Here is a 22,324-nt window from a genome sequence, read left to right as displayed (position 1 = left end):
TGATCGGATGGGGGAGGGCACCCGGTGACACGGGCGCCCGGACCCAGCACCCCCGGACACACGGCCGGAATTTTCGAAAGGAAGCGTCATGGCAGCCACGCGCTCCGCACACACCATTTGGGAAGGCAGTCTCTTCAAGGGCAGCGGGGTCGTCGCCTTCGACTCCTCCGGCGCCATCGCCGAGCAGCCGGTCACCTGGGCGTCGCGTGCCGAGGAGGCGAACGGGAAGACCAGCCCCGAGGAGCTGATCGCCGCCGCCCACTCCAGCTGCTTCTCCATGGCCCTCTCCAACGGCCTCGACAAGGCCGGCACCCCGCCGACCAGGCTGACCACCTCCGCCGACGTCGTCTTCGTGCCCGGTGAGGGCATCACCGGCATCCACCTCACCGTCGAGGGCACCGTCCCCGGTCTGGACGAGGCCGGTTTCGTCGCCGCCGCCGAGGACGCCAAGGTGAACTGCCCCGTCAGCCAGGCCCTCAAGGGCACGAACATCACCCTGACGGCGAAGCTCGCCTGACCCGCCCGCCGCACCACCGCAGGCCGCCCCCCTTTTTTCCGGGGGCGGCCTGCGGCACGTCCCGCCCCCGGAGCCGCCGCCATGACGCCACGCCCCGCCGTCTCCGCCCACCGGGGAGGCTCCGAACGTGCCGCCCCGGCGACCTGGGAGGCGTACGAGGACGCGCTCGCGTCCGGCGCGGAGTACGTCGAGTTCGATGTACGGCGTACGGCCGACGGGGTCTTCGTCGTCCATCACGACGCCCGCGCGGGGCGTACCGGACCGCCGCTGTCCACGCTCACCCACGCCGAGCTGAACGCCCGCAACGGGCACCGTGTGCCCGTCGTGGACGAGGTGATGGAACTGGTCGCCGGGAAGCTCGTCGCCCAGCTGGACCTCAAGGAGACCGGGCACGAGCGGGAGCTGATCGACCGCGCGGTCGCCGTGCTCGGCGAGGACGGACTGGTCGCCACCACCCTCGAGGACCGCTCCGTCGCCGCCCTCACCGCCGCCCGCCCGCGCGTACGCACCCTGCTCTCCCTCGGCCGCGACGGCGGCGGCATCACCCCCGGCCGGCTGGTGCGGACCCGGATCGGCGAGCTGCTGCCCATGCGCCGCGTCCGCGCCTGCGGCGCCCACGGGGTCGCCGCGCACTGGCGGCTGGCCCGTGCCGGAGTGCTGCGCGAGGCGGCCCGTAACGGACTGTTCACCATGGTGTGGACCGTCAACGAGGACGCGGCGCTGCGCGGCTTCCTCGGCGACCCGCGCGTGGACGTGCTGATCACCGACCGTCCGCGCCGCGCGGTGGCACTGCGTGACGCCCGCCCCTCCCGCTGACCGGCACGCGGTCTTGACAATGGGCCGCTCAAGTTTTGTGCTGGAAGTCCGGAGAGGTGCCCTGGCGGAAGGGGACAGCGATGGGACGGGCGGTCGGAATCGACCTGGGAACCACGAACTCGGTGGTCGCGGTACTGGAGGGCGGTGAGCCCGCCGTCATCGCCAACGCGGAGGGCGCCCGGACCACCCCCTCGGTGGTGGCCTTCGCCAAGAACGGGGAGGTGCTGGTCGGCGAGGTCGCCAAACGGCAGGCCGTGACGAACGTCGACCGCACCGCCCGCTCGGTCAAGCGGTACATGGGCGACGCGCACTGGCGGTTCCCCGGCCAGGGCTCGGTCGACGGCACCCGCTACACGGCACAGGAGCTGTCCGCGCGGGTCCTGCAGAAGCTGCGGCGGGACGCGGAGTCCTACCTCGGCGAGGACGTCACCGACGCGGTGATCACCGTACCGGCGTACTTCGACGACACCCAGCGGCAGGCCACCAAGGAGGCCGGGGAGATCGCCGGCCTGAAGGTGCTGAGGATCGTCAACGAGCCGACGGCGGCGGCACTGGCGTACGGCCTGGACAAGGAGAACGACCAGACCGTCCTGGTGTTCGACCTGGGGGGCGGCACCTTCGACGTGTCGCTGCTCGACATCGGCGAGGGCGTCATCGAGGTGAAGGCCACCAACGGTGACACGCGTCTCGGTGGCGACGACTGGGATCAGCGGGTCGTGGAGTACCTCGCGAAACGGTTCAAGGGGCAGTACGGCGTGGACCTGGCGCAGGACAGGATGGCGGTGCAGCGGCTGCGGGAGGCGGCGGAGAAGGCGAAGATCGAGCTGTCGTCGTCGACGGAGACGACGGTCAATCTGCCGTACATCACGGCTTCCTCCGACGGCCCGCTGCATCTGGACGAGAAGCTGACGCGTGCGCAGTTCCAGGAGCTGACGGAGGATCTGCTGGAGCGCTGCAAGAAGCCGTTCCATCAGGCCGTCAAGGACGCCGGTGTGGAGCTCTCCGCGATCGATCACGTGATTCTGGTGGGGGGTTCCACCCGCATGCCGGCGGTGACCGAGCTGGTGCGTGAACTCACCGGGAAGGACCCGCACAAGGGCGTCAATCCCGATGAGGTGGTCGCCGTCGGTGCGGCTCTGCAGGCGGGCGTGCTGCGGGGTGACGTGAAGGACGTGCTGCTGCTCGACGTCACGCCGCTGTCTCTGGGGATCGAGACGAAGGGCGGGATCATGACCACGCTGATCGAGCGCAACACGACGATTCCCACCCGGCGTTCGGAGATCTTCACCACGGCGACCGACAATCAGCCGTCGGTGGGCATCCAGGTCTATCAGGGCGAACGGGAGATCGCGGCGTACAACAAGAAGCTCGGCGTCTTCGATCTCACCGGGCTGCCGCCGGCGCCGCGCGGTGTGCCGCAGATCGAGGTGGCGTTCGACATCGACGCGAACGGGATCATGCACGTGTCGGCGAAGGATCTCGCCACCGGGCGCGAGCAGAAGATGACCGTGACCGGGGGGTCGGCGCTCCCCAAGGACGACATCGACCGGATGATGCGGGATGCCGAGCAGTACGCGGAGGAGGACCGCAAGCGGCGCGAGACGGCGGAGACGCGCAACCAGGCGGAGCAACTCGCCTACCAGACCGAGCGGTTCCTGCGGGACAACGGCGACAAGGTGCCGGGGGAGACGCGGGCGGAGGTGGAGGCGGCGGTGGAGTCGGTGAAGGGGCTGCTGGACGGCGACGCCACCGAACTGCGGGCGGCGGTCGAGAGGTTGGGTGCGGTCAGTCAGCGGATGGGACAGGCGATGTACGCGAACGCGTCGGCGTCGCCGACGGAGGAGCCCTCGGACGACGGCGTCGTCGACGCGGAGATAGTCGACGACGACCGGAGTTCAAACACCCGCCCGAACGACACGGCCTGACCGCCCACCGCAGCCGCGGGTAGCCGCACCGCCGTAGCCCGCTTAGCTGCGGGCAGTCGTGCCGCTGGGGCGGCACGGGTGGGCGCAGCGGCACCCCCTCCAGCGGGGCGAGCGCACTCCCACCCCCGTCCAGCAGTTGCCCGGGGTGACGGGCCCGCGGATCGGCGGAGCCTGCCCGCGGATCGGCGGAGCCTGCCCGCGGATCGGCGGAGCCTGCCCGCGGATCGGCGGAGCCTGCCCGCGGATCGGCGGAGCCTGCCCGCGGCCTGCGCGGATCGGCGGGGCCTGCGCGGATCGGCGGGGCCTGCGCGGGGCCTGCGCGGGGCGGCGGAGCCTGCGCGCGGTGGGGCGGAGCCTGCGTGGGGCGGCGGAGGTTTGGAGCGGGCGGGAGCGGCTGCCCGAGGGGCGGCTGAGGTGGGTGGTGCGGGTGCGGCCGTGAGGGGACTCGCGGCGGGGTCAGTAGTGTTCGCGGCACTCTCGGAGGAGTTTCTGCGTGCGGTGGGTCGAGGCCGCTCGGGCCGTCATGTGGTCCAGGACCTCGAGGTGCGCCGAGACCTCCCGCCGGGAGTCCAGATACAGCGCCCCGGTGAGGTACTCCGTGAACACCATGTCCGGCAGCTCCGGCTCCGCGAACCGGAACAGCGAGAACGGCGCGTACGTCCCCGGATGCGGCCCGTCCGCGAACTCGGCGATCTGCAGCGTGACCCGGTCCCGCTCCGAGTATTCGAGCAGCTTGTCCAGCTGGTCCCGCATCACCCGCCCGTCGATGCTCACCGGACGCCGCAGCACGGTCTCCTCCATCAGCACCCACAGATGCGGCGGATCGGCCCGCTCCAGCAGCCGCTGCCGCTCCAGCCGCAGCGCCACATGCCGCTCGACCGCCTCGGGCCCGATGTTCCCGATCGTCCCGGCCTCCAGCACCGCCCGCGCGTACCCCTCGGTCTGCAGCAGCCCCGGCACGAAGTGCGGCTCGTAGGCGCGGATGATACGGGCGGCGCCCTCCAGGCTCACATACATGCTGAACCACTCGGGCAGCACATCGTGGTACCGCTGCCACCAGCCCGGCCGGTTCGCCTCCTCGGCGAGCTCCACGAACGCCTCGGAGTCGCCCTCGGGCACCCCGTACGCGCTCAGCAGCAGCTGGACGTACGGGATCTTCAGCGCTACCTCGGCCGTCTCCATCCGCCGTACGGTCGCGGGCGCCACCCGCAGAATGCGGGCCGCCTCCTCACGCGAGAGGTCCGCGGACTCCCTCAGCTCCTGCAGCCGCCTTCCCAGAACCACCTGGCCCACGGTCGGTGCGGCCCGCCGCTCACTCACGCCACGCCTCCCCAACGCGCCCGGGCATGCGCTCAGTCTGTCATGTTCCCCCGACACTCTCACGCGCCGCGGGCCCCCGCCCAGTTTCACTGGTCCGCACCGTCACAGCCAGGACCTGACGTACGCGGCCGTCGCCGGGTCCGCCGGGAGCAGCGTCTCCACGGCCAGCTCGGCCACGGTCACGTCCATGGGGGTGTTGAACGTGGAGATCGACGACACGAACGACAGCGTCCGCCCCTCGTGGTCGATCACCATCGGCAGCGCGAAGTGCGCCACGGGCCGGGACGGCTCCCGCGGCCCGCCGGCCGTGTCGTCCGGCACGGGGTAGGCGGCCACCTCCTCGTACAGTGCCCGCAGCCGCTCCGAACGGTGCAGGGCGATCTGCCGCCGCATCTGCTCCAGCAGATGGCCGCGCCACTCCCGCAGATTCCGGATCCGCGGTGCCAGCCCGCGCGGGTGCAGGGTGAGCCGTACCGCGTTCAGCGGCGGCGTCAGCAGCGCCTGGGGAACGCCGTCGAACAGCTTCGCGACCCCCCGGTTGGCCGCCACGACGTCGTACACCGCGTCGACCACCAGCGCCGGATACGGCTCGAAGCCGGTGATCAGCCGTTCGATGCCCTCGCGCACCACGTCCAGCGCGGGGTCGTTCAGCGGGGTCTCCGGGTAGTGGGGCGCGTAACCGGCCGCCAGGAGCAGGGCGTTGCGCTCGCGCACCGGCACGTCCAGGTGCTCGGCCAGCCGCAGCAGCATCTCCTCGCTGGGCCGGGAGCGGCCGGTCTCGATGAAGCTGATGTGGCGGGCGGAGGAGTCGGCGCGCAGGGCCAGTTCCAGCTGGCTGACCCGCTGCCGGTCCCGCCAGGAGCGCAGCAGCGGTCCCACGCCCCCCGTGCGGGAAGCGGTATCGGACGTCACAGTCATGCCAGGACCGTAATCGAGAAACGGCTCCACCGGGGAGCCGGCGCTTTTTGTGGCAGCCTGGACCCGGCAGGAGACCGTCACCGGCGAAGGAGCGCAGCCCATGCCCGTGGAACCGCTGTCGCGGCAGCAGATCGAGGAGCGGCTGGCCGAACTGCCGGGCTGGTCGCTCGACGACGGCCGGCTCACCCGTTCCTACCGGCTCGCCTCGCACTTCGCGGCGACCGCGATGGTCGTGCACATCGCCCAGGTGCAGGAGGAGCTCGACCACCACTCCGACCTCACCCTCGGCTACAACACCGTGTCCCTGTCCGTGCACACCCACAGCGCGGGCGGCGCCGTCACCGAGAAGGACCTCGGGCTCGCCCGCAGGGTGGAGGACCTGGCGCCCGGACACGGTGCACACTGAGGCGTGTGCTGGACTACGACGAGGAAGCGGAACGCTACGACGTCCTGCGCGGCGGTGAACCACGGGCGGCGGCCGCCGCGGACGCCGTACTGGGCCTGATACCCGGGCGGGCGCGGGAACTGCTGGACGTGGCCTGCGGCACCGGCATCGTGACCCGGCGGTTCGCCGCCGCCCGCGCCGGGCTGCGGGTGACGGGCGTCGACCTCTCCCCGGCGATGACCCGAATGGCCGCGGCCCGCCTGCCCGGCGGAGTGCTCCGCGCCGACAGCCGCCGGCTGCCCTTCGCCGGCGCCCGGTTCGACGCCGTCGTCAGTGTGTGGCTGCTGCATCTGATGTCCGGCCCCGGGGACGTGGACGCGGTCGTCGGCGAGTGCGCCCGGGTGCTGCGGCCCGGCGGGGTGTACGTCACCAGCGTCCACAAGGGAGCCTCGCACAACGTCGGCAGCGACATCGACGCCGTGCTCGCCGACCGCCCGCCCAGCCCGGTGCCCGACGCCGCCGACGCCGTCGACGAACGCGCCGCCGCACAGGGGCTGCTGCCCGCCGGGGAGGCCCGCTTCCGGGGGCACGGCCAGGGGCGCAGCCCGCGCCGCGCCCTCGCGGACCTGCGCCGCGGCTGGTTCGTCACCCTGCCGCCCGGCGCACCGGCCGCCGACGAGTTCGCGGCCCGGCTGGCGGGGCTCCCCGACCAGGACCGGCCCCGCCCCGACCCCGTGTTCCGGCTCCGGGCGTACCGGAAACCGTTCGACGGCAACCCGGAGCGCTCCGGCGGCGACTGAGAGGCGGAATCCATCCGTCCTCCCAGGAGGTCCGTCCCGTGACCCACCCCCACAGTCACCGCAGACGCCGTTTCGCGCTGCCCGCGGCACTCGCCGCGGCGGCCCTGGCCGGCGCCGGCCTGACCGCGCTGTCGGACACGCCCGCCCAGGCCGCCACCGCACGGCAGGTCGAGAAGCTGGACCGCGGCGTCGTCAGTGTCTACAACGGCAGCGGCAACCTGGTCAGCTGGCGCTGGCTCGGCACCGATCCGGACAACGTCGCCTTCAACGTCTACCGGGCCGGCACCAAGGTCAACTCCAGTCCGATCACCGGTACGACGACCTACTTCCACTCCGGCGCCCCGTCCCACGCCGACTACACCGTCCGCGCGGTGGTGAACGGCACCGAGCAGGGCGACTCGCCGCACGCCATCCAGTTCCGGGCCGGCTACAAGGACGTACCGATCAGCGCCCCGTCCGGCGGCACCACCCCCGACGGCGTCGCCTACACCTATGAGGCCAACGACGCCTCGGTCGGCGACCTGGACGGCGACGGCGCCCTCGACATCGTCCTCAAGTGGCAGCCGACCAACGCCAAGGACAACTCGCAGTCCGGCTACACCGGCAACACGATCGTCGACGGCGTCAAGCTGGACGGCACCCGGCTGTGGCGGATCGACCTGGGCCGCAACATCCGCTCGGGCGCCCACTACACGCAGTTCCAGGTGTACGACTACGACGGCGACGGCAAGGCCGAGGTCGCCATGAAGACCGCCGACGGCACCAAGGACGGCACCGGCGCGGTCATCGGCAGCTCCTCCGCCGACCACCGCAACTCCGGCGGCTACATCCTCTCCGGCCCCGAGTACCTGACCATGTTCAACGGGCAGACCGGCAGGGCGATGGGCACCGTCGACTACGTCCCGGCCCGCGGCACCGTCTCCTCCTGGGGCGACTCCTACGGCAACCGTGTCGACCGCTTCCTCGCCGGCACCGCCTATCTGGACGGCGCCCGCCCCTCCCTGATCATGGCCCGCGGCTACTACACGCGCACGGTGATCGCCGCCTGGGACTGGCGGAACGGCCAGTTCACCCGCCGCTGGACCTTCGACACCAACTCCTCCACCAACAGCGGCAAGGGGTACGACGGTCAGGGCTCCCACAGCCTCTCCGTGGGCGACGTCGACAACGACGGCCGGGACGAGATCGTCTACGGCGCGATGGCCGTGGACGACAACGGCAACGGCCTGTGGACCACCAGGACCGGCCACGGCGACGCCCAGCACCTCGGCGACCTGGACGCGTCGACGTCCGGCCTGGAGTACTACAAGGTCTCCGAATCCACCGGCCAGCCCGCCGCGCTGTACATCAACCCCTCGAACGGCTCGGTGCGCTGGAAGCTCTCCGCGTGCTGCGACAACGGCCGCGGCGTCGCCGGGGACATCTACGCCGGCAACTCCGGTCCGGAGATGTGGTCCTCCTCCGACGGCAGCATCCGGGACGAGGGCGGCGGCACCAAGGGCCGTAAGCCCTCCTCCACCAACTTCCTCGCCTGGTGGGACGGCGATCCGGTCCGCGAACTCCTCGACCAGACCCACATCGACAAGTACGGCACGTCGTCCGACACCCGTCTGCTGACCGGCTCCGGCGTGGCGTCGAACAACGGCACCAAGGCCACGCCCGTGCTGTCCGGCGACATCCTGGGCGACTGGCGCGAGGAGGTCGTCTGGCGGACCGGCGACAACAAGAACCTGCGGATCTACTCCACCCCGCACGACACCGACCGCCGGATCACCACCCTCCTCCACGACACCCTCTACCGCACGGCCCTGGCATGGCAGAACACCGCCTACAACCAGCCCCCGCACACGGGCTTCTTCATCGGCGCCGACATGCCGGTCCCGCCCAGGCCGTCGGTGTACACGCCGTAACCCGTGCGGCCCGGCCACGTGGTGTCACCAGGTACTACTGAAGTTGATCAAGGTGTGGCATATTGATCCGCGCATGCCAGGGCGTGGGTCCCGGGCCTGGGGAGGAATCAGTATGAAGACCGGAAGAGCCGCACTCCGGACGCTGGTCACCGGCGCCTGCGCGGTCGGTCTCGCCGTCGGTCTGCAGGGTCAGGCGTGGGCGGGAACCGTCACCATCTACGCCCCCGGCGACGCGGGCAGCGCCACCTGGAACCAGGACCCGTCCGGTTCGACCCCCGGTGACGCCATCCGGGCCTGTGACACCAAGTCGGACGGCTGGGGCATCGAAGCCGCCCTCGACTACAACTACGACGGTGTCATCGACCGGTATACCGACACCCGCGGCCACAACGCCGGTTACTGCAGCCCCTGGAAGGGCGGGGACCTCCCCGAGGGCAAGAGCGTCCGCATGTACGTCACCCCGGTCAAGGGCGGCAGCTACGGGCCCTCGACATACATCGACGTCGTCGCCTGACCCGCTCCGCCACATGCCACGGCCCCGGACCTGCCCGGTCCGGGGCCGTGGCATGTGCGGCCACCGTGGCCTTTCGGCCGTACTAGGCGCAGTTCTCCGAGGTCTTCACCACGTCGAGGACCACCGGGTAGCCGGTGATCTGCTGGTTGGGGCCCGGGCGGGAGCCGCAGACCTTCCAGCCGGCCGGGTCGTCCACCGGGCGGCCCTGCCCGCTCGCGTCCTCGAAGACGAGCTCGCGTTCCATGTCCAACTGCTCGGCGGCACGTCCGGCGTTGCCGCCGGTGAGGTCGGGCATGACGGAGGTGACCGGCGTGGCGTCCGCCGGGGCGCTCGCCTCTGCGGACGGCTTCTGCGCACGGTCCGCCGGCCGCTCCGGTTCGGACGATCCCCCGCACGCGGCGACCGCCGTCAGCATCGCGACGGCGAGAGCGGGTCTCACAAGCCTTTTGGTGATCATTTTCCCCTCCGGTGGTGCCCCACGACTCCGGCCCGTCCGTACCGGGTACGGACGGGCCGGAGTTCAGTGGGGGTCAACCTACCGTGCAGGTCTCCCCGCCCACCTGGAAGGTGGTGGGCTCACTGTTGGCCGCCGACCTGGTCGCCGTGAAGCCGAAGGCCGCCGAAGAGCCCGCCGCCACCGTGCCGTTCCAGTCGGTGTTGCGGACCGTCACCGCCGCGCCCGACTGGGTGTGGGAGGCGTTCCACAGCTGGGAGATCCTCTGCCCGTCGGCGAAGGACCAGTTCAGGGACCAGCCGTTCCAGGCGCTCGAGCCCGTGTTGGTCAGCTTGACGTCGGCCTGGAAGCCGTCGGGCCACTGGTTGGTGATCGTGTAGGTCACCTCGCAGGCCCCCGTCGGCCCGGGGTCCGGGTCCTCCGGGTCGGGGTCCTCCGGGTCCGGGTCGGTGCCGCCGGTGTCCGAGGTGTCGCCGTACACGACACCGCGTCCGTTGGTCGCCACATAGACCCGGCCGTACACCCTCGGGTCACCCGTGATGGCCGCGCCCGTCCAACCCCACTGGTGCGCGTCGTCGTTGACCCGGGTCCAGCTCACGCCCTTGTCCGTGGAGCGGAAGATGCCGCGTACGCCGCCGATCTCCGCGCTGGTGAACAGCGTCTGGTACGAGGCGCCCGGTGCCGCCTTGCCGAAGCCCACGGTGTCCGCCGCGTCGACGTTCGACAGCTTGGTGAAGGTCGTCCCCGAGTCGGTGGAGTGCCACAGCCCGTACGGGCCGTCAGCCGCTCCGCCGGCCAGCCACACGTCGCCCTTCGCACCCGGCAGCGCCTTGAAGCGCACGCTGTCACCGGCGGGGAGCCCTGTCGCCGCCGACGCGGTGAAGGTCGCGCCGCCGTCCGTACTGACGTAGAACTTCCCGGACTTGAAACCGTAGAACGTCCTCGGGTCCACCCGGTCGGACTCGACGATCGCTCCCGCCGGGATGCCCGACGACGCCGACCAGGACGTACCGAAGCCGGTCGCGTAGTGCACGCCGGCGCCCTGCGGGCTCCACACGAAGCGGCTGCCGTCGGCCGCCGCCGCGACCGTGCCGCCGCCGCTCACGCCCGAAGGTTCGGTGCCCGCGAACCAGTTGGCGCCGTTGTCCGTCGAGAACGCGATGTGCGGACCGGAGTCGAGATTGCCGGACCGCACCATCGTGTTCGGGTTGGACTCGGCGAAGTCGAGACTGGTCGTCGAGGTGAAGTTCGGCTGGGTGAACATCATCGCCGGGACCTTGGTGAGGTCCGTGTGCCGGAAGCCGCCGACGTCACCGAGCGCGCTGACCAGCGGGGCGCCCGACGGCGGGGAGATCAGGTCGTTGACGGCCGTCTCCTCCAGGCCGCGCACCATCGGTGTGATGGTGAACCGCGTGTCGTCGTCCCAGTTCGTCAGGTTCTCGGTGCCGTAGATCGTCGCGCCCGTCCCGTACATCATCCGGTCCGAGTCGAACGGGTCGATCTCCAGCGCCTCCGTCATCCACCCCAGTTTCGGCGTCTGTTCGGGTGGGGACGGGTTCGCGCCCCAGGTCAGCCAGGGGGACGACGAGACGTCCATCGTGTAGCGGTTCTCCCGGTTCGGGTACGACGTGTAGCTCCACGCCTGCGTCCACGTGCCGCCGCTGTCCGTCGAGCGGAAGATCTGGGTGTCCGGCCACCAGGAGCTGTACGCCGTCGCCATCACCGTGCCCGGGTGCTGCCGGTCCACGGTCAGTCCGCTGAAGCCGTAGTAGGTGTCGGCCTCCGCCACCGGGCTGATGTCCGTCCAGGTGCCGGTCGCCGTCGCGTACCGGTACAGCCGGCCCTTGCCGCCGTCGTACGGGCCGCCGGTGTCGCTGTAGGCGAGGTACAGATAGCCGTTCTCGGCGTCCAGGACGCCCTTGTGCGCCAGGTATCCGGTGGGCTGCCCGGCGACGCGCTGCCAGGTCGCGCCCGCGTCGGTCGACCGGTAGACGGCGTTCTCCTTGTCGGCGACGCCGACGTAGACCGTCCTCGTCGCCGTGCCGCCGCTGCCCGTGGACTCGTCGAAGGTGACCCAGGTGATGCCCTGGTTGTCGGACGCGTACCCGGACGTGTCGCTCGGATCCTGTACGTAGTTCCCGGGGTTGGGGAAGGACGTCACCTCGGACCAGGTGGCCCCCGCGTCGGTGGACCGCCACAGCCCGTGGCCGCTGGGCGTGCCCAGGTACAGCACGTCGTTGTCGTGCGGGTCGACCGCCAGCCGTTCGCCCATGCCCCGGCCGGGCATGTTGCCGCCCAGCTTGAACGGCAGACCGGCCTTCTTCCAGCTGGCGCCCCGGTCGGTGGAGCGCAGTACGGCGCCGTTCGTCGGGTCCCAGTCGTTGGTGTACGTGCCGACCGCCGCGTACACCCGGTCGGGGTCGGCGGAGTCGGAGGCGAGGCTCACCACACCGGTGTGCCCCCAGTCGTCCCAGCCGACGTGGTCGAGCAGGGGCGTCCAGGTGTGGGACGACTCCTGCCAGCGGTAGGCGCCGCCGATGTCGGTGCGGGCGTAGGCGAGGTCCTTCTCGCCGCGGTTGAAGACGATGCCGGGCACGAAGCCGCCGCCGTCGACGCGCGCGTTCTTCCAGGTGTAGGTGTCGGCGGCGAGCGGGGCGGCCGGCTGTGGGGCGTCGGCCGCGAGGGCGGGCGGGCCGCCCGCGAGCAGACCGGCCGCCAGCGCGAGCACGGCCGTGAGAACACGGGTTCTTCGCACGGGGTTCCTTCCTCTTGGGGGGAGGGGGAGCGGGGAGAGCGTGCGAGGGCCGGGCGGCCCTTGGCGTGGGTGGGGGCCGCCCGGCCGGACGATCCCGCCGTCCTGTGACGGGACCTGGGTGCGGAGCCATCAAGCGCTCGCGAAGAGGGGCGCCGAAGTACCGCCTGCCCCGCGGAGCGCTTGGCGGGGGCTATTCCAGAAGCTCCGCGTACGAGCCCATGGCCAGCGCGATGTCGGCCTGGGCCCAGAACCGGTGGTACGTGAAGGTGGGCGCCGCGCCACCCTCGAGGTAGGACTCGATCTTCGACCACGCCGGGTCGTCCTGGTAGAAGGACCGGATCGACTCGAACGTCGACGACGAGTTGATCGCGTCCCCGTTCGGCATCGTGCCGCTCCAGCCGTTCGGGACGTAGACCGGGTCGTCGAAGCGGTTGTAGTCGGCGCGGGTCTCCGGGACGGCGATACCGAGCGCGTCCTGGTTGTTCTCCCACATGCCGTCGAGCAGCGCCTTCGCGGTCGAGGCGGCCTCCGTGTCACCGGAGCGGTCGGCGTAGTACGTCAGCGTCTTGGCGTACGCCGCGGCCACACCGACGTCGTTGGTGTAGTCGGCGACACTGACGTGCAGTCCGCTGTTGGCGCCGGGTGACGACGCGTTCCAGGTGTCGGGCTTGCCCGACCACTGCAGCGTCGCCGGGATCCGGAAGGATCCGTCCGGGTTGACCGTGGTCTCCGACAGCGCCCAGTCGACCCACTTGTCGAGGACCGTTTTGGCGTCGGCGTCACCCGTCTGCTGGTAGTACTCGGCGACCCGCTCCATGGACCACGCCTGGAAGCCGAACCACTGGTTGGACGGCGGGTCGTGGTACACCGGCTTCTCGTCGTAGTACATGCCGTAGAAGGTCGGCGTCCCGGACGGCGGCGAGGTGTACCTGCCGCCCCAGCTGTTGGTGGCGCCGCCCGCGATGGCACCCTCGTCCGACTGCAGCCAGCGGTAGAACTCCAGCTGCCGGTCGAGGGACTTGGCCCAGTCCGCCTGGCCGGAGGCCGACTTCGGCTTCAGGTCGGCGTAGGAGCTCAGCGCGTACGCGGCCAGCGGGTTCTGGTAGCCGCCGTGCGCGTGGCTGGAGCCGATGCGCCAGGCCCAGCCGGCCGAGGTGTCGGTGGCACCGCCCCAGGCGTAGTACCAGGAGAGCAGATAGTGCGAGGCGTCCTTGCCGGTGCCGGCCGGGCAGGACGGGCTGGCACAGTTGCCGATCTTCTTGAAGTACTTGTCGTACATGGCGTAGCGCAGATAGTCGCCCATCTTCGCGGCCTTGGCGACGGTCCCGGAGATCTGAGAGGCCTTGCCCTGCTCCTCCGCCCACAGGTCCGCCCAGTACGCGGCCTGCACGGCGCGCGCGTCGGCGTCGGGGGCGTTGGTGAACTTCCACTGCTTGGCGTAGGACGCGTCCTTGGTGAACAGGTCCAGGTAGCCGTTCTTCCCGCCGTACTTGAAGGCGTCGCAGGTGGGCTGCGGGACGGTCTCCCACACCGACTCCTGCGGGCCGCGCTGGAAGGTGTTGATGTACGACGGTCCGGTGTCCGAGGGGCCCGCCTCGCACTTGCCGGGCGAGTTGCCGTAGCCGTACACGTTGTCGACGTCCTGGATCCAGTGCATGCCGTAGACGTCGTCGGTGCCGTACGCCGACTTCAGCTCGGACGCGATCGGGTCGGGGCCGACCGAGACACCCGAGTCGAGCTGCGACGGGTACTCGTTCGGGGTGTCGTGCTCGGGCGCGTACGTCGCCGGCTTGGAGGCGTTGTAGAAGGAGTTCGTCGGCTGGTCGGCGTGGGTCGGGATCATGAACTTCTCCATGATGTCCCAGGCCCCGTTGAACTTCGTCCAGTCACCGGTCACCTTGCCGTACATCGCCTGCAGCCACAGCAGATAGCTGTACGCCTCCGAGGTGGTCTCGTGGCCGTGGTCCGGCGCCTCGACGATCAGTGTCTCCACCGAGTGGTACGGGATGCCCTCCGGCGAGAAGTAGCCGTTCGCCGGATCGGTGATCTTCCCGTAGAGCTCCAGGAAACGCGCGTCGTACGCCTTCTGGGCGCCCAGCTGCGTCACCGTGACCGCCGCCTTGGCGTGACCGGGTGCCGAGGACTCGAAGACCGCCGTACCGCTGCCCGAGGCGTCGGCCGCGATCGTCACCTTCTGCGCGGTGTTCCAGTTCGACGAGGTGAAGGTGAGCGACGCGCCGCCCGACACCGACAGTCCCGAGTTGCCGCTCGCGCGGGCCGTCGTGACCGTCACGTTCGAACTGGGCTGCTTGGACAGCTTCACCTGGTACGTGCCCGACTCGCCCTGCTGCACGCCGAGTTGGGACGGCGTCGCCACCACGGCGGGACCCGAGGCGATGGTGATGCCGACCGGGGTGGAGGAGGCGGAGGCGCCCATGCTGTCGTACGCCTTCGCCACCAGCGAATGACTGCCCACGGTCAAACCAGCGACCGAAAGAGTGAAGGGCGCGCTGCTGTCGGAGCCCAGCAGTTCGGTGTCGTCGTAGAACTCCACCTTGCTGATGGTGGCCTGGTCGGCCGCCGCCGCGGTGGCGGCGAGCGGGACCGTCTCGCCCTGCGAGTAGACCGCGCCGGCCTGTGGGCTGGTCAGCACGGCGATCGGCGGCTGGTGGGCGCCGGCGCACGTGGTGCCGTTGATCGCGAACGACGTGGGAGCGGCGTTGCTTCCGCTGTAGGTGAACTGGCCGCCGGTCGTGACGGCGGCGCCGGCGGCGATCCGGGCGTTGTACCCGGCGTCCTTCACGGTGATGGTCCGGCCGGACTGCGACCAGCCGCCGTTCCAGCCGTTCGAGAGCTTCTGGTTGCCCGCGTAGTCGTATGTCAGGGTCCAGCCGTCGATGGCGTCCGTACCGCGGTTGGTGAGGGTCAGCTCCGCGGTGAAGCCGGAGCCCCAGTCGTTCGCCTTGTAGTCGACGCTGCACTGGACGGCCGCCGCCTGGGCGGGGGTCGAACCGGCCGACAGCATCGCCAGCGGAAGCGCGAGAGCAGCGGCGGCGACGGTCAGCAACCGCCGTAAGCCTCGGGGTCTCCTGGGTGGGGGATGCATGGTGCTGGTTCCTCCTGCGACTCGGAGATGTCAAGCCTTGAACCAGTGGGAGCGCTCCCATAGTGGGGATGGGGTAGTGAGCGGTCAAGCCTTGTGGCGAATCGAAAACATTCGACGGTTCCCGCTGGGTGAAAGTCGGCGGTCCCTCTGTTCTTTGCCGTCACTTGGCGCTAGCTTCATGTGCACCAGTGGGAGCGGTTCCATCAGTCGACGCGTCCGCCACGACGCGTCCGAGCTGCAAGGAGTCGCTCATGCGCCACCCCCCGCGTTCAGTACTTTTAGCCTTCCCCGTGCTTGTGTGGAGCACCTGACGCGGGGTCGCTCATCCCGTGGGATCCCCTTGCCGTCCGTGCTGCCCGGAACCTCCGGCCGGCACCGCGGGCCTGTCCCGACCGGGCCCGGACGGTACCCCCACCCCGTAAGGCACCAGGCCGCGCGATCGTCTGCGCGCGCCCGAGAAGGACAGCCCCCTACGGATAGGAAACCCGCACCATGAGTCGCACCAGAACCGCGCTTCTCGCCGCCATGGCGCTGGTCGCCGGCGCCACCGGGACGGCGATCGCCGCCGTCCCCGGCGACACCGGCGCGGCCGCCGTCCCCTGCACCGTGGACTACAAGATCCAGAACGACTGGGGCTCCGGCTTCACCGCCGCCGTGACGATCACCAACAACAGCGCCGCCAAGTCGTCGTGGTCGCTGAAGTGGTCGTACGCCGGGAGCCAGAAGGTCACCAGTGGCTGGAACGCCAAGGTGAGCCAGTCCGGAGCGAACGTCACCGCCGCCAACGAGTCCTACAACGGCACCCTGGCCACCGGGGGTTCGGCCTCCTTCGGCTTCCAGGGCACCTACAGCGGCAGCAACGCGATCCCCGCCACCTTCACCCTCGACGGTGTGACCTGCAACGTCGACTCCGGCGGCCCCACCGACCCGACGGACCCGACCGATCCGCCCGCCGGAGACCGGGTGAACAACCCCTACTCCGGCGCCAAGGTGTACGTGAACCCCGAGTGGTCCGAGAAGGCCGCCGCCGAGCCGGGCGGCAGCCGTATCGCCAACCAGCCGACGGGCGTCTGGCTGGACCGCACCGCCGCCATCAACGGCGTCAACGGCGGGATGAGCCTGCGCGACCACCTCGACGAGGCCCTGCGCCAGAAGGGTTCCGGCGAGCTCGTCATCCAGCTGGTCATCTACAACCTGCCCGGCCGTGACTGCGCCGCCCTCGCCTCCAACGGCGAGCTCGGCCCGACGGAGATCGACCGCTACAAGACCGAGTACATCGACCCGATCAAGACCATCCTCGCCGACTCGAAGTACGCCTCGCTGCGGATCGTCACCACGGTCGAGATCGACTCCCTGCCCAACCTGGTCACCAACGTGACGCCGCGGGCCACCGCCACGCCCAACTGCGACGTGATGAAGGCCAACGGCAACTACGTGAAGGGCGTCGGTTACGCCCTGAACAAGCTGGGCGACGTGGGCAACGTCTACAACTACGTCGACGCCGGCCACCACGGCTGGCTGGGCTGGGACGACAACTTCGGCGCCTCGGCCCAGATGTTCAAGCAGGCGGCGACCGCCGAGGGCGCGACCGTCGCCGACGTGCACGGCTTCATCGCCAACACGGCCAACTACAGCGCGCTGAAGGAGGACCACTTCTCCGTCGGCCAGAACGTGGCCGGCAAGTCGGTGCGCGAGTCGTCGTGGGTGGACTGGAACCGCTACGTCGACGAGCTGTCGTACGCCCAGGCGCTGCGCAACCAGCTGGTGTCGATCGGGTTCGACTCGAACATCGGCATGCTGATCGACACCTCCCGCAACGGCTGGGGCGGTGCGAACCGGCCCAGCGGGCCCGGTGCCACCACCGACGTGAACACCTACGTCGACGGCGGCCGCTACGACCGCCGCATCCACCTCGGCAACTGGTGCAACCAGTCGGGAGCCGGTCTCGGTGAGCGGCCGAAGGCCTCCCCGGAGGCCGGGATCGACGCCTACGTCTGGATGAAGCCCCCGGGTGAGTCCGACGGGTCGAGCGAGGCCATCGACAACGACGAGGGCAAGGGCTTCGACCGGATGTGCGACCCGACGTACGAGGGGAACCCGCGCAACAACGACCACATGTCGGGTGCCCTGCCGAACGCCCCGGTCTCCGGGCACTGGTTCTCCGCCCAGTTCCAGGAGCTGATGAAGAACGCGTACCCGCCGCTGTCGTGACGGGCTGAACCACCGGTCCGCCGGGGGCCCCGCCCCGGCGGACCGCCGCGCGCTTCTCCGTTCTTTTGCGGGAGTGGCAACATCGTTTGCTTCCTGCCGGGGCGTCGTCGCACCCTGACGGCATCCGAGCGGAGAGGCTGACCACCATGGCGCACGACCACAGGCAGGACCACAAGCACGGCGAGGGGCACGACCACCGCGGGAACGACCGCGAGCAGCGGCACGGGCACGGTCACGGCCACGACCACGGTGACATCGACTGGGCCGAGATGGCGCCCCTGCTCGAATCCCAGGCGGAGCTGTTCACCCCGCTGTACGAGCGGGCCCTGAACTGGCTGGCGAAGGAGGTGACGGAACCGGGGCTGATCGTGGACGCGGGCAGTGGCCCCGGAGTCATCGCCTGTCTGTTCGCCGAGACCTTCCCCGGCGCCCGGGTCGTGGCCGTCGACGGTTCCGCTCCGCTGCTGGAGCGGGCCCGGGACCGGGCCGCACGCCAGGGCGCCGCCGACCGCTTCGACACCCTCGCCGGTGACCTCCCCGAGGTGCTGGGCGAACTGGACTACCCGGCCGACCTGTTGTGGGCCAGCCGCAGTGTGCACCACCTGGGCGACCAGGCCGCCGCACTGGCCGCCTGCGCCGAGCGGCTGGCGCCCGGCGGCACGCTGGCCGTGATGGAGGGCGGTCTGGCGCCCCGGTTCCTGCCCCGTGACATCGGCTTCGGCCGCCCCGGCCTCCAGGCGCGCATCGACGCGCTGGAGGAGGAGCGGTTCGGTTTGATGCGCGCCGAACTGCCGGGCTCGGTGGCCGTCGTCGAGGACTGGCAGGCCCTGCTGGCCTCGGCCGGACTGCGCCACACCCGCTCGCGCACCTTCCTCCTCGACCTCCCCGCCCCGGCCACGGACCGCGCCCGCGCCTACGTCACCGACGCCCTCACCCGCACCCGCGAGGTCCTCGGCGAATGCCTCGACGCCGACGACCGTGCCACCCTGGACCGGCTCCTCGACGCCGACGACAGGGCGAGCGTCCACCACCGCCCCGACGTGTTCGTCCTCGCCGCCCACACCGTGCACGCGGCGGTACGGCCCGTGTGACAACTTGACTTGGAGCGCTCTCCAAGTGATGGACTCCCCGGCACACAACGACTCAACAGGGGGTTTCCATGACCGACTCTCCGGTCGCGCTCATCACCGGCGGCGGCAGCGGTATCGGCGCCGCCGTCGCCCGACGGCTGCTCGACGCGGGATGGCGGGTGACCGTCACCGGGCGCGGCGAGGAACGGCTTCGCCGTTTCGCCAAGGAACTGGGGGAGCCCGGCGAGCTGTTGACGCTCGCCGGGAACACGGCCGAGTACGACGACGTGACGACGGCGGTGGAGAGGACGCTGGCGGAGTTCGGCCGGCTCGACACCGTCGTCGCCAACGCCGGTTTCGCCACCGGCGATTCGGTCGCGGAGGGCGACCCGGCGGGCTGGACCGACATGGTGCTGACCAACGTCCTCGGGCCCGCCCTGCTGATCAGGGCCTCGATCGACGCCCTCAAGGAGACGCGCGGCCGGATCGTCCTGGTGGGCAGCGTCGCGGGCTTCGTGCCGACACCCGGCAACCTCTACGGCGCCACCAAGTACGCGGTGACCGGGCTCGCCGAGAACACCCGGCGCCAGGTCACCGACTGGGGCGTCGGCGTGACCCTGATCGCGCCCGGCCGCGTGGAGACCCCGTTCTGGGACTCCCTCGGCAGCCTCCCGCCCGGCCACCTGCTGACCGCGGACCAGATCGCCGACTCGATCGTCTGGGCCCTGGGACAGCCGGCCGGTGTCGACGTCAACACCGTGGTCGTACGGCCCCTCGGCCAGCCCAACTGACCCGCGAACGCGCGGCGGCCCTTCCCACCGCGGGGAGGGCCGTCGCACGCGTACGGTCAGCTGTTGACGTCCGCCGGGTCCGAACCGGTGCGCCGGTCCTCGTTCAGCGCGCTGATCGCGGCGAGGTCCTCGGTGTCCAGGGTGAACCCGAAGACGTCGATGTTCTCCGCGATCCGCGACGGCGTCACCGACTTCGGGATGACGACGTTGCCCAGCTGCAGATGCCAGCGCAGCACGATCTGCGCCGGTGTCCGGCCGTGCTTCTGCGCGATCGCCACGATCGCCGGGATCTCCAGGATGCCCTTGCCGGAACCCAGCGGCGACCACGCCTCGGTGGCGATGCCCAGCTCCGCGTGGTGCTCACGCGCGGTGTGCTGCTGCAGATGCGGGTGCAGCTCGATCTGGTTGACCGCCGGGACCACCGACGTCTCGGCGAGCAGGTGGTCCAGGTGGTCGGGCAGGAAGTTGGACACACCGATGGCCCGGACCCGGCCGTCGGCGAGCAGCTTCTCGAACGCCTTGTACGTGTCGACGTACCGGCCCTGCGCGGGCATCGGCCAGTGGATCAGATACAGGTCGACGTGGTCGAGGCCGAGCTTCGACAGCGAGGTGTCGAACGCCCGCAGGGTGGAGTCGTACCCCTGGTCGCTGTTCCAGAGCTTGGTGGTGACGAAGAGTTCCTCGCGGGGCACGCCGGACCGGGCGATGGCCTTGCCGGTGCCCTTCTCGTTGCCGTAGATCGCCGCGGTGTCGATGCTGCGGTAGCCGGCCTCCAGTGCCGTCGTCACGGCCGTCTCGGCCTCCGCGTCCGGAACCTGCCAGACGCCGAAACCCAGCTGGGGCATCTCGACGCCGTTGTTCAGGATGATCGGGGGGACCTTGCTCACGAGCTCTCGATCCTTAGGTTGTGGACAGGTGTCACCCCCCATCGTCGGTGATCACGGCCCGCCACGCATTCCTGACCGGTAAATTCACGCCCGGTAGAGCGCCTCCACCTCGGTCTCGTACGTCTTCTCGATCGCCTTGCGCTTCAGCTTCAGCGACGGGGTGAGCAGCCCGTGCTCCTCGGTGAACGGCTGCGCCAGGATGCGGAAGGTGCGGATCGACTCGGCCTGCGAGACCAGGGTGTTGGCCGCGACCACGGCCCGCCGCACCTCCGTCTCCAGATCCACGTCGCGCACCAGCTCGGACGGCGACATCCGCGGCTTGCCGCGCATCGTCAGCCAGTGCTCGACGGCCTCCTGGTCCAGGGTGACCAGCGCGGCCACGTACGGGCGGTCGTTGCCGACGACGATGCACTGGTTGACCAGCGGATGGTCGCGCACCCGCTCCTCCAGCACCCCCGGTGAGACGCTCTTGCCGCCGGAGGTCACCAGGATCTCCTTCTTGCGGCCGGTGATGGTGAGATAGCCGTCCTCGTCGAGGGAGCCGAGGTCACCGGTGGCCAGCCAGCCGTCGTGCAGCGTTTCGTCGGTGGCCTTGGGGTTGTTGAGGTAGCCGTCGAAGATGTTGTCGCCGTGCAGCCAGATCTCGCCGTCGTCCGCGATGTGCACGGTGACCCCGGGAATGGGCTGGCCGACCGTGCCGTAGCGGGTGCGCTCGGGCGGGTTGGCGGTGGCCGCCGCCGTCGACTCGGTGAGGCCGTACCCCTCGTAGATGTGCACGCCCGCGCCCGCGAAGAACAGTCCGAGCCGCCGGTCCATCGCCGATCCGCCCGACATGGCGTGCCGGATCCTGCCGCCCATCGCCGCCCGGATCTTGGCGTAGACGAGCTTGTCGAAGAGCTGGTGCTGCATCCGCAGCGCCGCCGACGGGCCCGGCCCGTCCCCCCACGCCTTCGCCTCCATCGCGTCCGCGTACTTGATGGCCACGTCGACGGCCTTCTCGAACGGCCCCGAGCGGCCCTCCCGTTCCGCCTTGCGCCGCGCCGCGTTGAACACCTTCTCGAAGATGTACGGCACGGCAAGGAAGAACGTCGGCCGGAACGCGGCCAGATCGGGCATCAGCGCCGCCGCGTTCAGCTGCGGCTGATGGCCGAACTTCACCCTGCCGCGGATCGCCGCGACCTGCACCATCCGCCCGAAGACATGCGCGAGCGGCAGGAACAGCAGCGTCGCCGCCTCGTCGCCCCGGCGGGAGTGGAACACCGGCTCCCAGCGCTCGATGACGGTGTCCGCCTCGTACATGAAGCCGCCGTGCGAGATCACACAGCCCTTGGGGCGGCCCGTGGTGCCCGAGGTGTAGATGATCGTCGCCACGGATTCGGGGGTGACCGCCCTCCGGTGCCGGTGCACCACCTCGTCGTCGAGGTGCGCGCCCGCGTCGTACAGCTCCTGCACCGCGCCCGCGTCGAGCTGCCACAGCCGGCGCATGTGCGGCAGCCGGTCGATGACCGTGGCGATCGTCATCGCGTGGTCCTCGTGCTCCACGACCGCGGCCGTCACCTCGGCGTCGTACAGCATCCAGAAGCACTGTTCGGCGGAGGACGTGGGATAGACGGGGACGACCTGAGCGCCGATCGTCCACAGCGCGAAGTCGAACAGCGTCCACTCGTAGCGGGTACGGGACATGATCGCGACGCGGTCGCCGAAGCGGACGCCGCCGGCGAGGAGGCCCTTGGCGAGGGCCAGCACCTCGTCGCGGAACTCGGCGCCGGTCACGTCCCGCCACTCACCGGAGTCGTCCTTGCGGCCGAGCGCGATGCGCGACGGGTCCTCCGCGGCATGACGGAAGACCACGTCGGCCAGACCGCCCACCGGAGGCTCCAGGGCCAACGGAGGGTTGGTGAATTCGCGCAATCCCGCTCTCCGCTCCTCAGCGCTCGCACTGACG

The 22,324-nt window shown here is 70.6% G+C and carries 17 protein-coding genes; 10 read left to right on the top strand and 7 right to left on the bottom strand.

What is annotated here, in order from left to right; translation table 11 throughout:
* Positions 1–88 precede the first annotated feature (88 nt).
* From IF28_RS0115590 to dnaK, 3 genes are all read left to right on the top strand, one after another.
* Positions 89–517, top strand: coding sequence for an OsmC family protein (locus tag IF28_RS0115590; RefSeq protein WP_030219711.1), 429 nt, complete (start codon positions 89–91; stop codon positions 515–517).
* Between the two features lie 81 nt (positions 518–598).
* Complete coding sequence (locus IF28_RS0115585; RefSeq protein ID WP_030219708.1) at positions 599–1,333, top strand: glycerophosphodiester phosphodiesterase family protein; 735 nt, start codon at positions 599–601, stop codon at positions 1,331–1,333.
* 80 nt (positions 1,334–1,413) lie between these two features.
* Positions 1,414–3,258, top strand: coding sequence for a molecular chaperone DnaK (gene dnaK / locus IF28_RS0115580; RefSeq protein WP_030219705.1), 1,845 nt, complete (start codon positions 1,414–1,416; stop codon positions 3,256–3,258).
* Positions 3,259–3,714: 456 nt separating this feature from the next.
* Here the strand turns inward: dnaK and IF28_RS0115575 are convergent, their stop codons facing one another.
* Together IF28_RS0115575 and IF28_RS0115570 are read right to left on the bottom strand one after the other, a co-directional pair.
* Positions 3,715–4,578 (bottom strand): helix-turn-helix domain-containing protein, encoded by an 864-nt coding sequence (locus tag IF28_RS0115575; RefSeq protein ID WP_030219702.1) that lies wholly within the window; start codon positions 4,576–4,578, stop codon positions 3,715–3,717.
* 102 nt (positions 4,579–4,680) lie between these two features.
* Positions 4,681–5,496, bottom strand: a complete 816-nt coding sequence (locus tag IF28_RS0115570) for a helix-turn-helix domain-containing protein (RefSeq protein WP_030219700.1) — start codon at positions 5,494–5,496, stop codon at positions 4,681–4,683.
* 100 nt (positions 5,497–5,596) lie between these two features.
* Here IF28_RS0115570 and IF28_RS0115565 point away from each other — a divergent pair, with 100 nt between their 5' ends.
* The 4 genes from IF28_RS0115565 (at position 5,597) to IF28_RS0115550 (ending at position 9,105) form a co-directional block, all read left to right on the top strand.
* On the top strand, positions 5,597–5,902 hold the full coding sequence (locus IF28_RS0115565; protein ID WP_030219697.1) for a 4a-hydroxytetrahydrobiopterin dehydratase: 306 nt from the start codon (positions 5,597–5,599) through the stop codon (positions 5,900–5,902).
* A gap of 5 nt (positions 5,903–5,907) precedes the next feature.
* Complete coding sequence (locus IF28_RS0115560) at positions 5,908–6,681, top strand: class I SAM-dependent methyltransferase (protein ID WP_030219694.1); 774 nt, start codon at positions 5,908–5,910, stop codon at positions 6,679–6,681.
* 38 nt (positions 6,682–6,719) lie between these two features.
* On the top strand, positions 6,720–8,591 hold the full coding sequence (locus IF28_RS0115555) for a rhamnogalacturonan lyase (protein ID WP_030219691.1): 1,872 nt from the start codon (positions 6,720–6,722) through the stop codon (positions 8,589–8,591).
* Positions 8,592–8,703: 112 nt separating this feature from the next.
* Entirely contained in the window at positions 8,704–9,105 is a 402-nt protein-coding gene (locus tag IF28_RS0115550) for a hypothetical protein (RefSeq protein WP_051713759.1), read from the top strand.
* Positions 9,106–9,187: 82 nt separating this feature from the next.
* Here the strand turns inward: IF28_RS0115550 and IF28_RS0115545 are convergent, their stop codons facing one another.
* The 3 genes from IF28_RS0115545 to IF28_RS0115535 form a co-directional block, all read right to left on the bottom strand.
* Positions 9,188–9,544 carry a hypothetical protein gene (locus tag IF28_RS0115545; protein WP_030219686.1) on the bottom strand — a complete coding sequence of 119 codons (357 nt, stop codon included), beginning with the start codon at positions 9,542–9,544 and terminating at the stop codon, positions 9,188–9,190.
* A gap of 91 nt (positions 9,545–9,635) precedes the next feature.
* Positions 9,636–12,314 (bottom strand): cellulose binding domain-containing protein, encoded by a 2,679-nt coding sequence (locus IF28_RS0115540; RefSeq protein WP_030219684.1) that lies wholly within the window; start codon positions 12,312–12,314, stop codon positions 9,636–9,638.
* A 190-nt stretch (positions 12,315–12,504) separates the two neighbouring features.
* Entirely contained in the window at positions 12,505–15,420 is a 2,916-nt protein-coding gene (locus IF28_RS0115535) for a glycoside hydrolase family 48 protein (RefSeq protein ID WP_030219681.1), read from the bottom strand.
* 492 nt (positions 15,421–15,912) lie between these two features.
* On the opposite strand from IF28_RS0115535, the gene IF28_RS0115530 reads away from it, so the two are divergent.
* From IF28_RS0115530 to IF28_RS0115520, 3 genes are all read left to right on the top strand, one after another.
* The gene (locus IF28_RS0115530; RefSeq protein ID WP_030219678.1) at positions 15,913–17,631 is read left to right on the top strand and encodes a glycoside hydrolase family 6 protein; all 1,719 of its coding nucleotides are present in this window, start codon (positions 15,913–15,915) and stop codon (positions 17,629–17,631) included.
* Positions 17,632–17,777: 146 nt separating this feature from the next.
* The gene (locus IF28_RS0115525; protein ID WP_030219675.1) at positions 17,778–18,722 is read left to right on the top strand and encodes a class I SAM-dependent methyltransferase; all 945 of its coding nucleotides are present in this window, start codon (positions 17,778–17,780) and stop codon (positions 18,720–18,722) included.
* 68 nt (positions 18,723–18,790) lie between these two features.
* The gene (locus IF28_RS0115520; RefSeq protein WP_030219672.1) at positions 18,791–19,492 is read left to right on the top strand and encodes an SDR family oxidoreductase; all 702 of its coding nucleotides are present in this window, start codon (positions 18,791–18,793) and stop codon (positions 19,490–19,492) included.
* A 56-nt stretch (positions 19,493–19,548) separates the two neighbouring features.
* On the opposite strand, the gene IF28_RS0115515 is transcribed toward IF28_RS0115520, so the two are convergent.
* Both IF28_RS0115515 and IF28_RS0115510 read right to left on the bottom strand, forming a co-directional pair.
* The gene (locus IF28_RS0115515) at positions 19,549–20,421 is read right to left on the bottom strand and encodes an aldo/keto reductase (RefSeq protein ID WP_051713758.1); all 873 of its coding nucleotides are present in this window, start codon (positions 20,419–20,421) and stop codon (positions 19,549–19,551) included.
* A 42-nt stretch (positions 20,422–20,463) separates the two neighbouring features.
* The gene (locus tag IF28_RS0115510; protein ID WP_030219666.1) at positions 20,464–22,290 is read right to left on the bottom strand and encodes an AMP-dependent synthetase/ligase; all 1,827 of its coding nucleotides are present in this window, start codon (positions 22,288–22,290) and stop codon (positions 20,464–20,466) included.
* Positions 22,291–22,324: the final 34 nt, after the last annotated feature.

It is taken from the genome of Streptomyces sp. NRRL WC-3626, assembly GCF_000718785.1.
GTDB lineage: Bacteria > Actinomycetota > Actinomycetes > Streptomycetales > Streptomycetaceae > Streptomyces > Streptomyces edwardsiae.
This window is presented reverse-complemented; position numbering and strand designations above follow the sequence as displayed.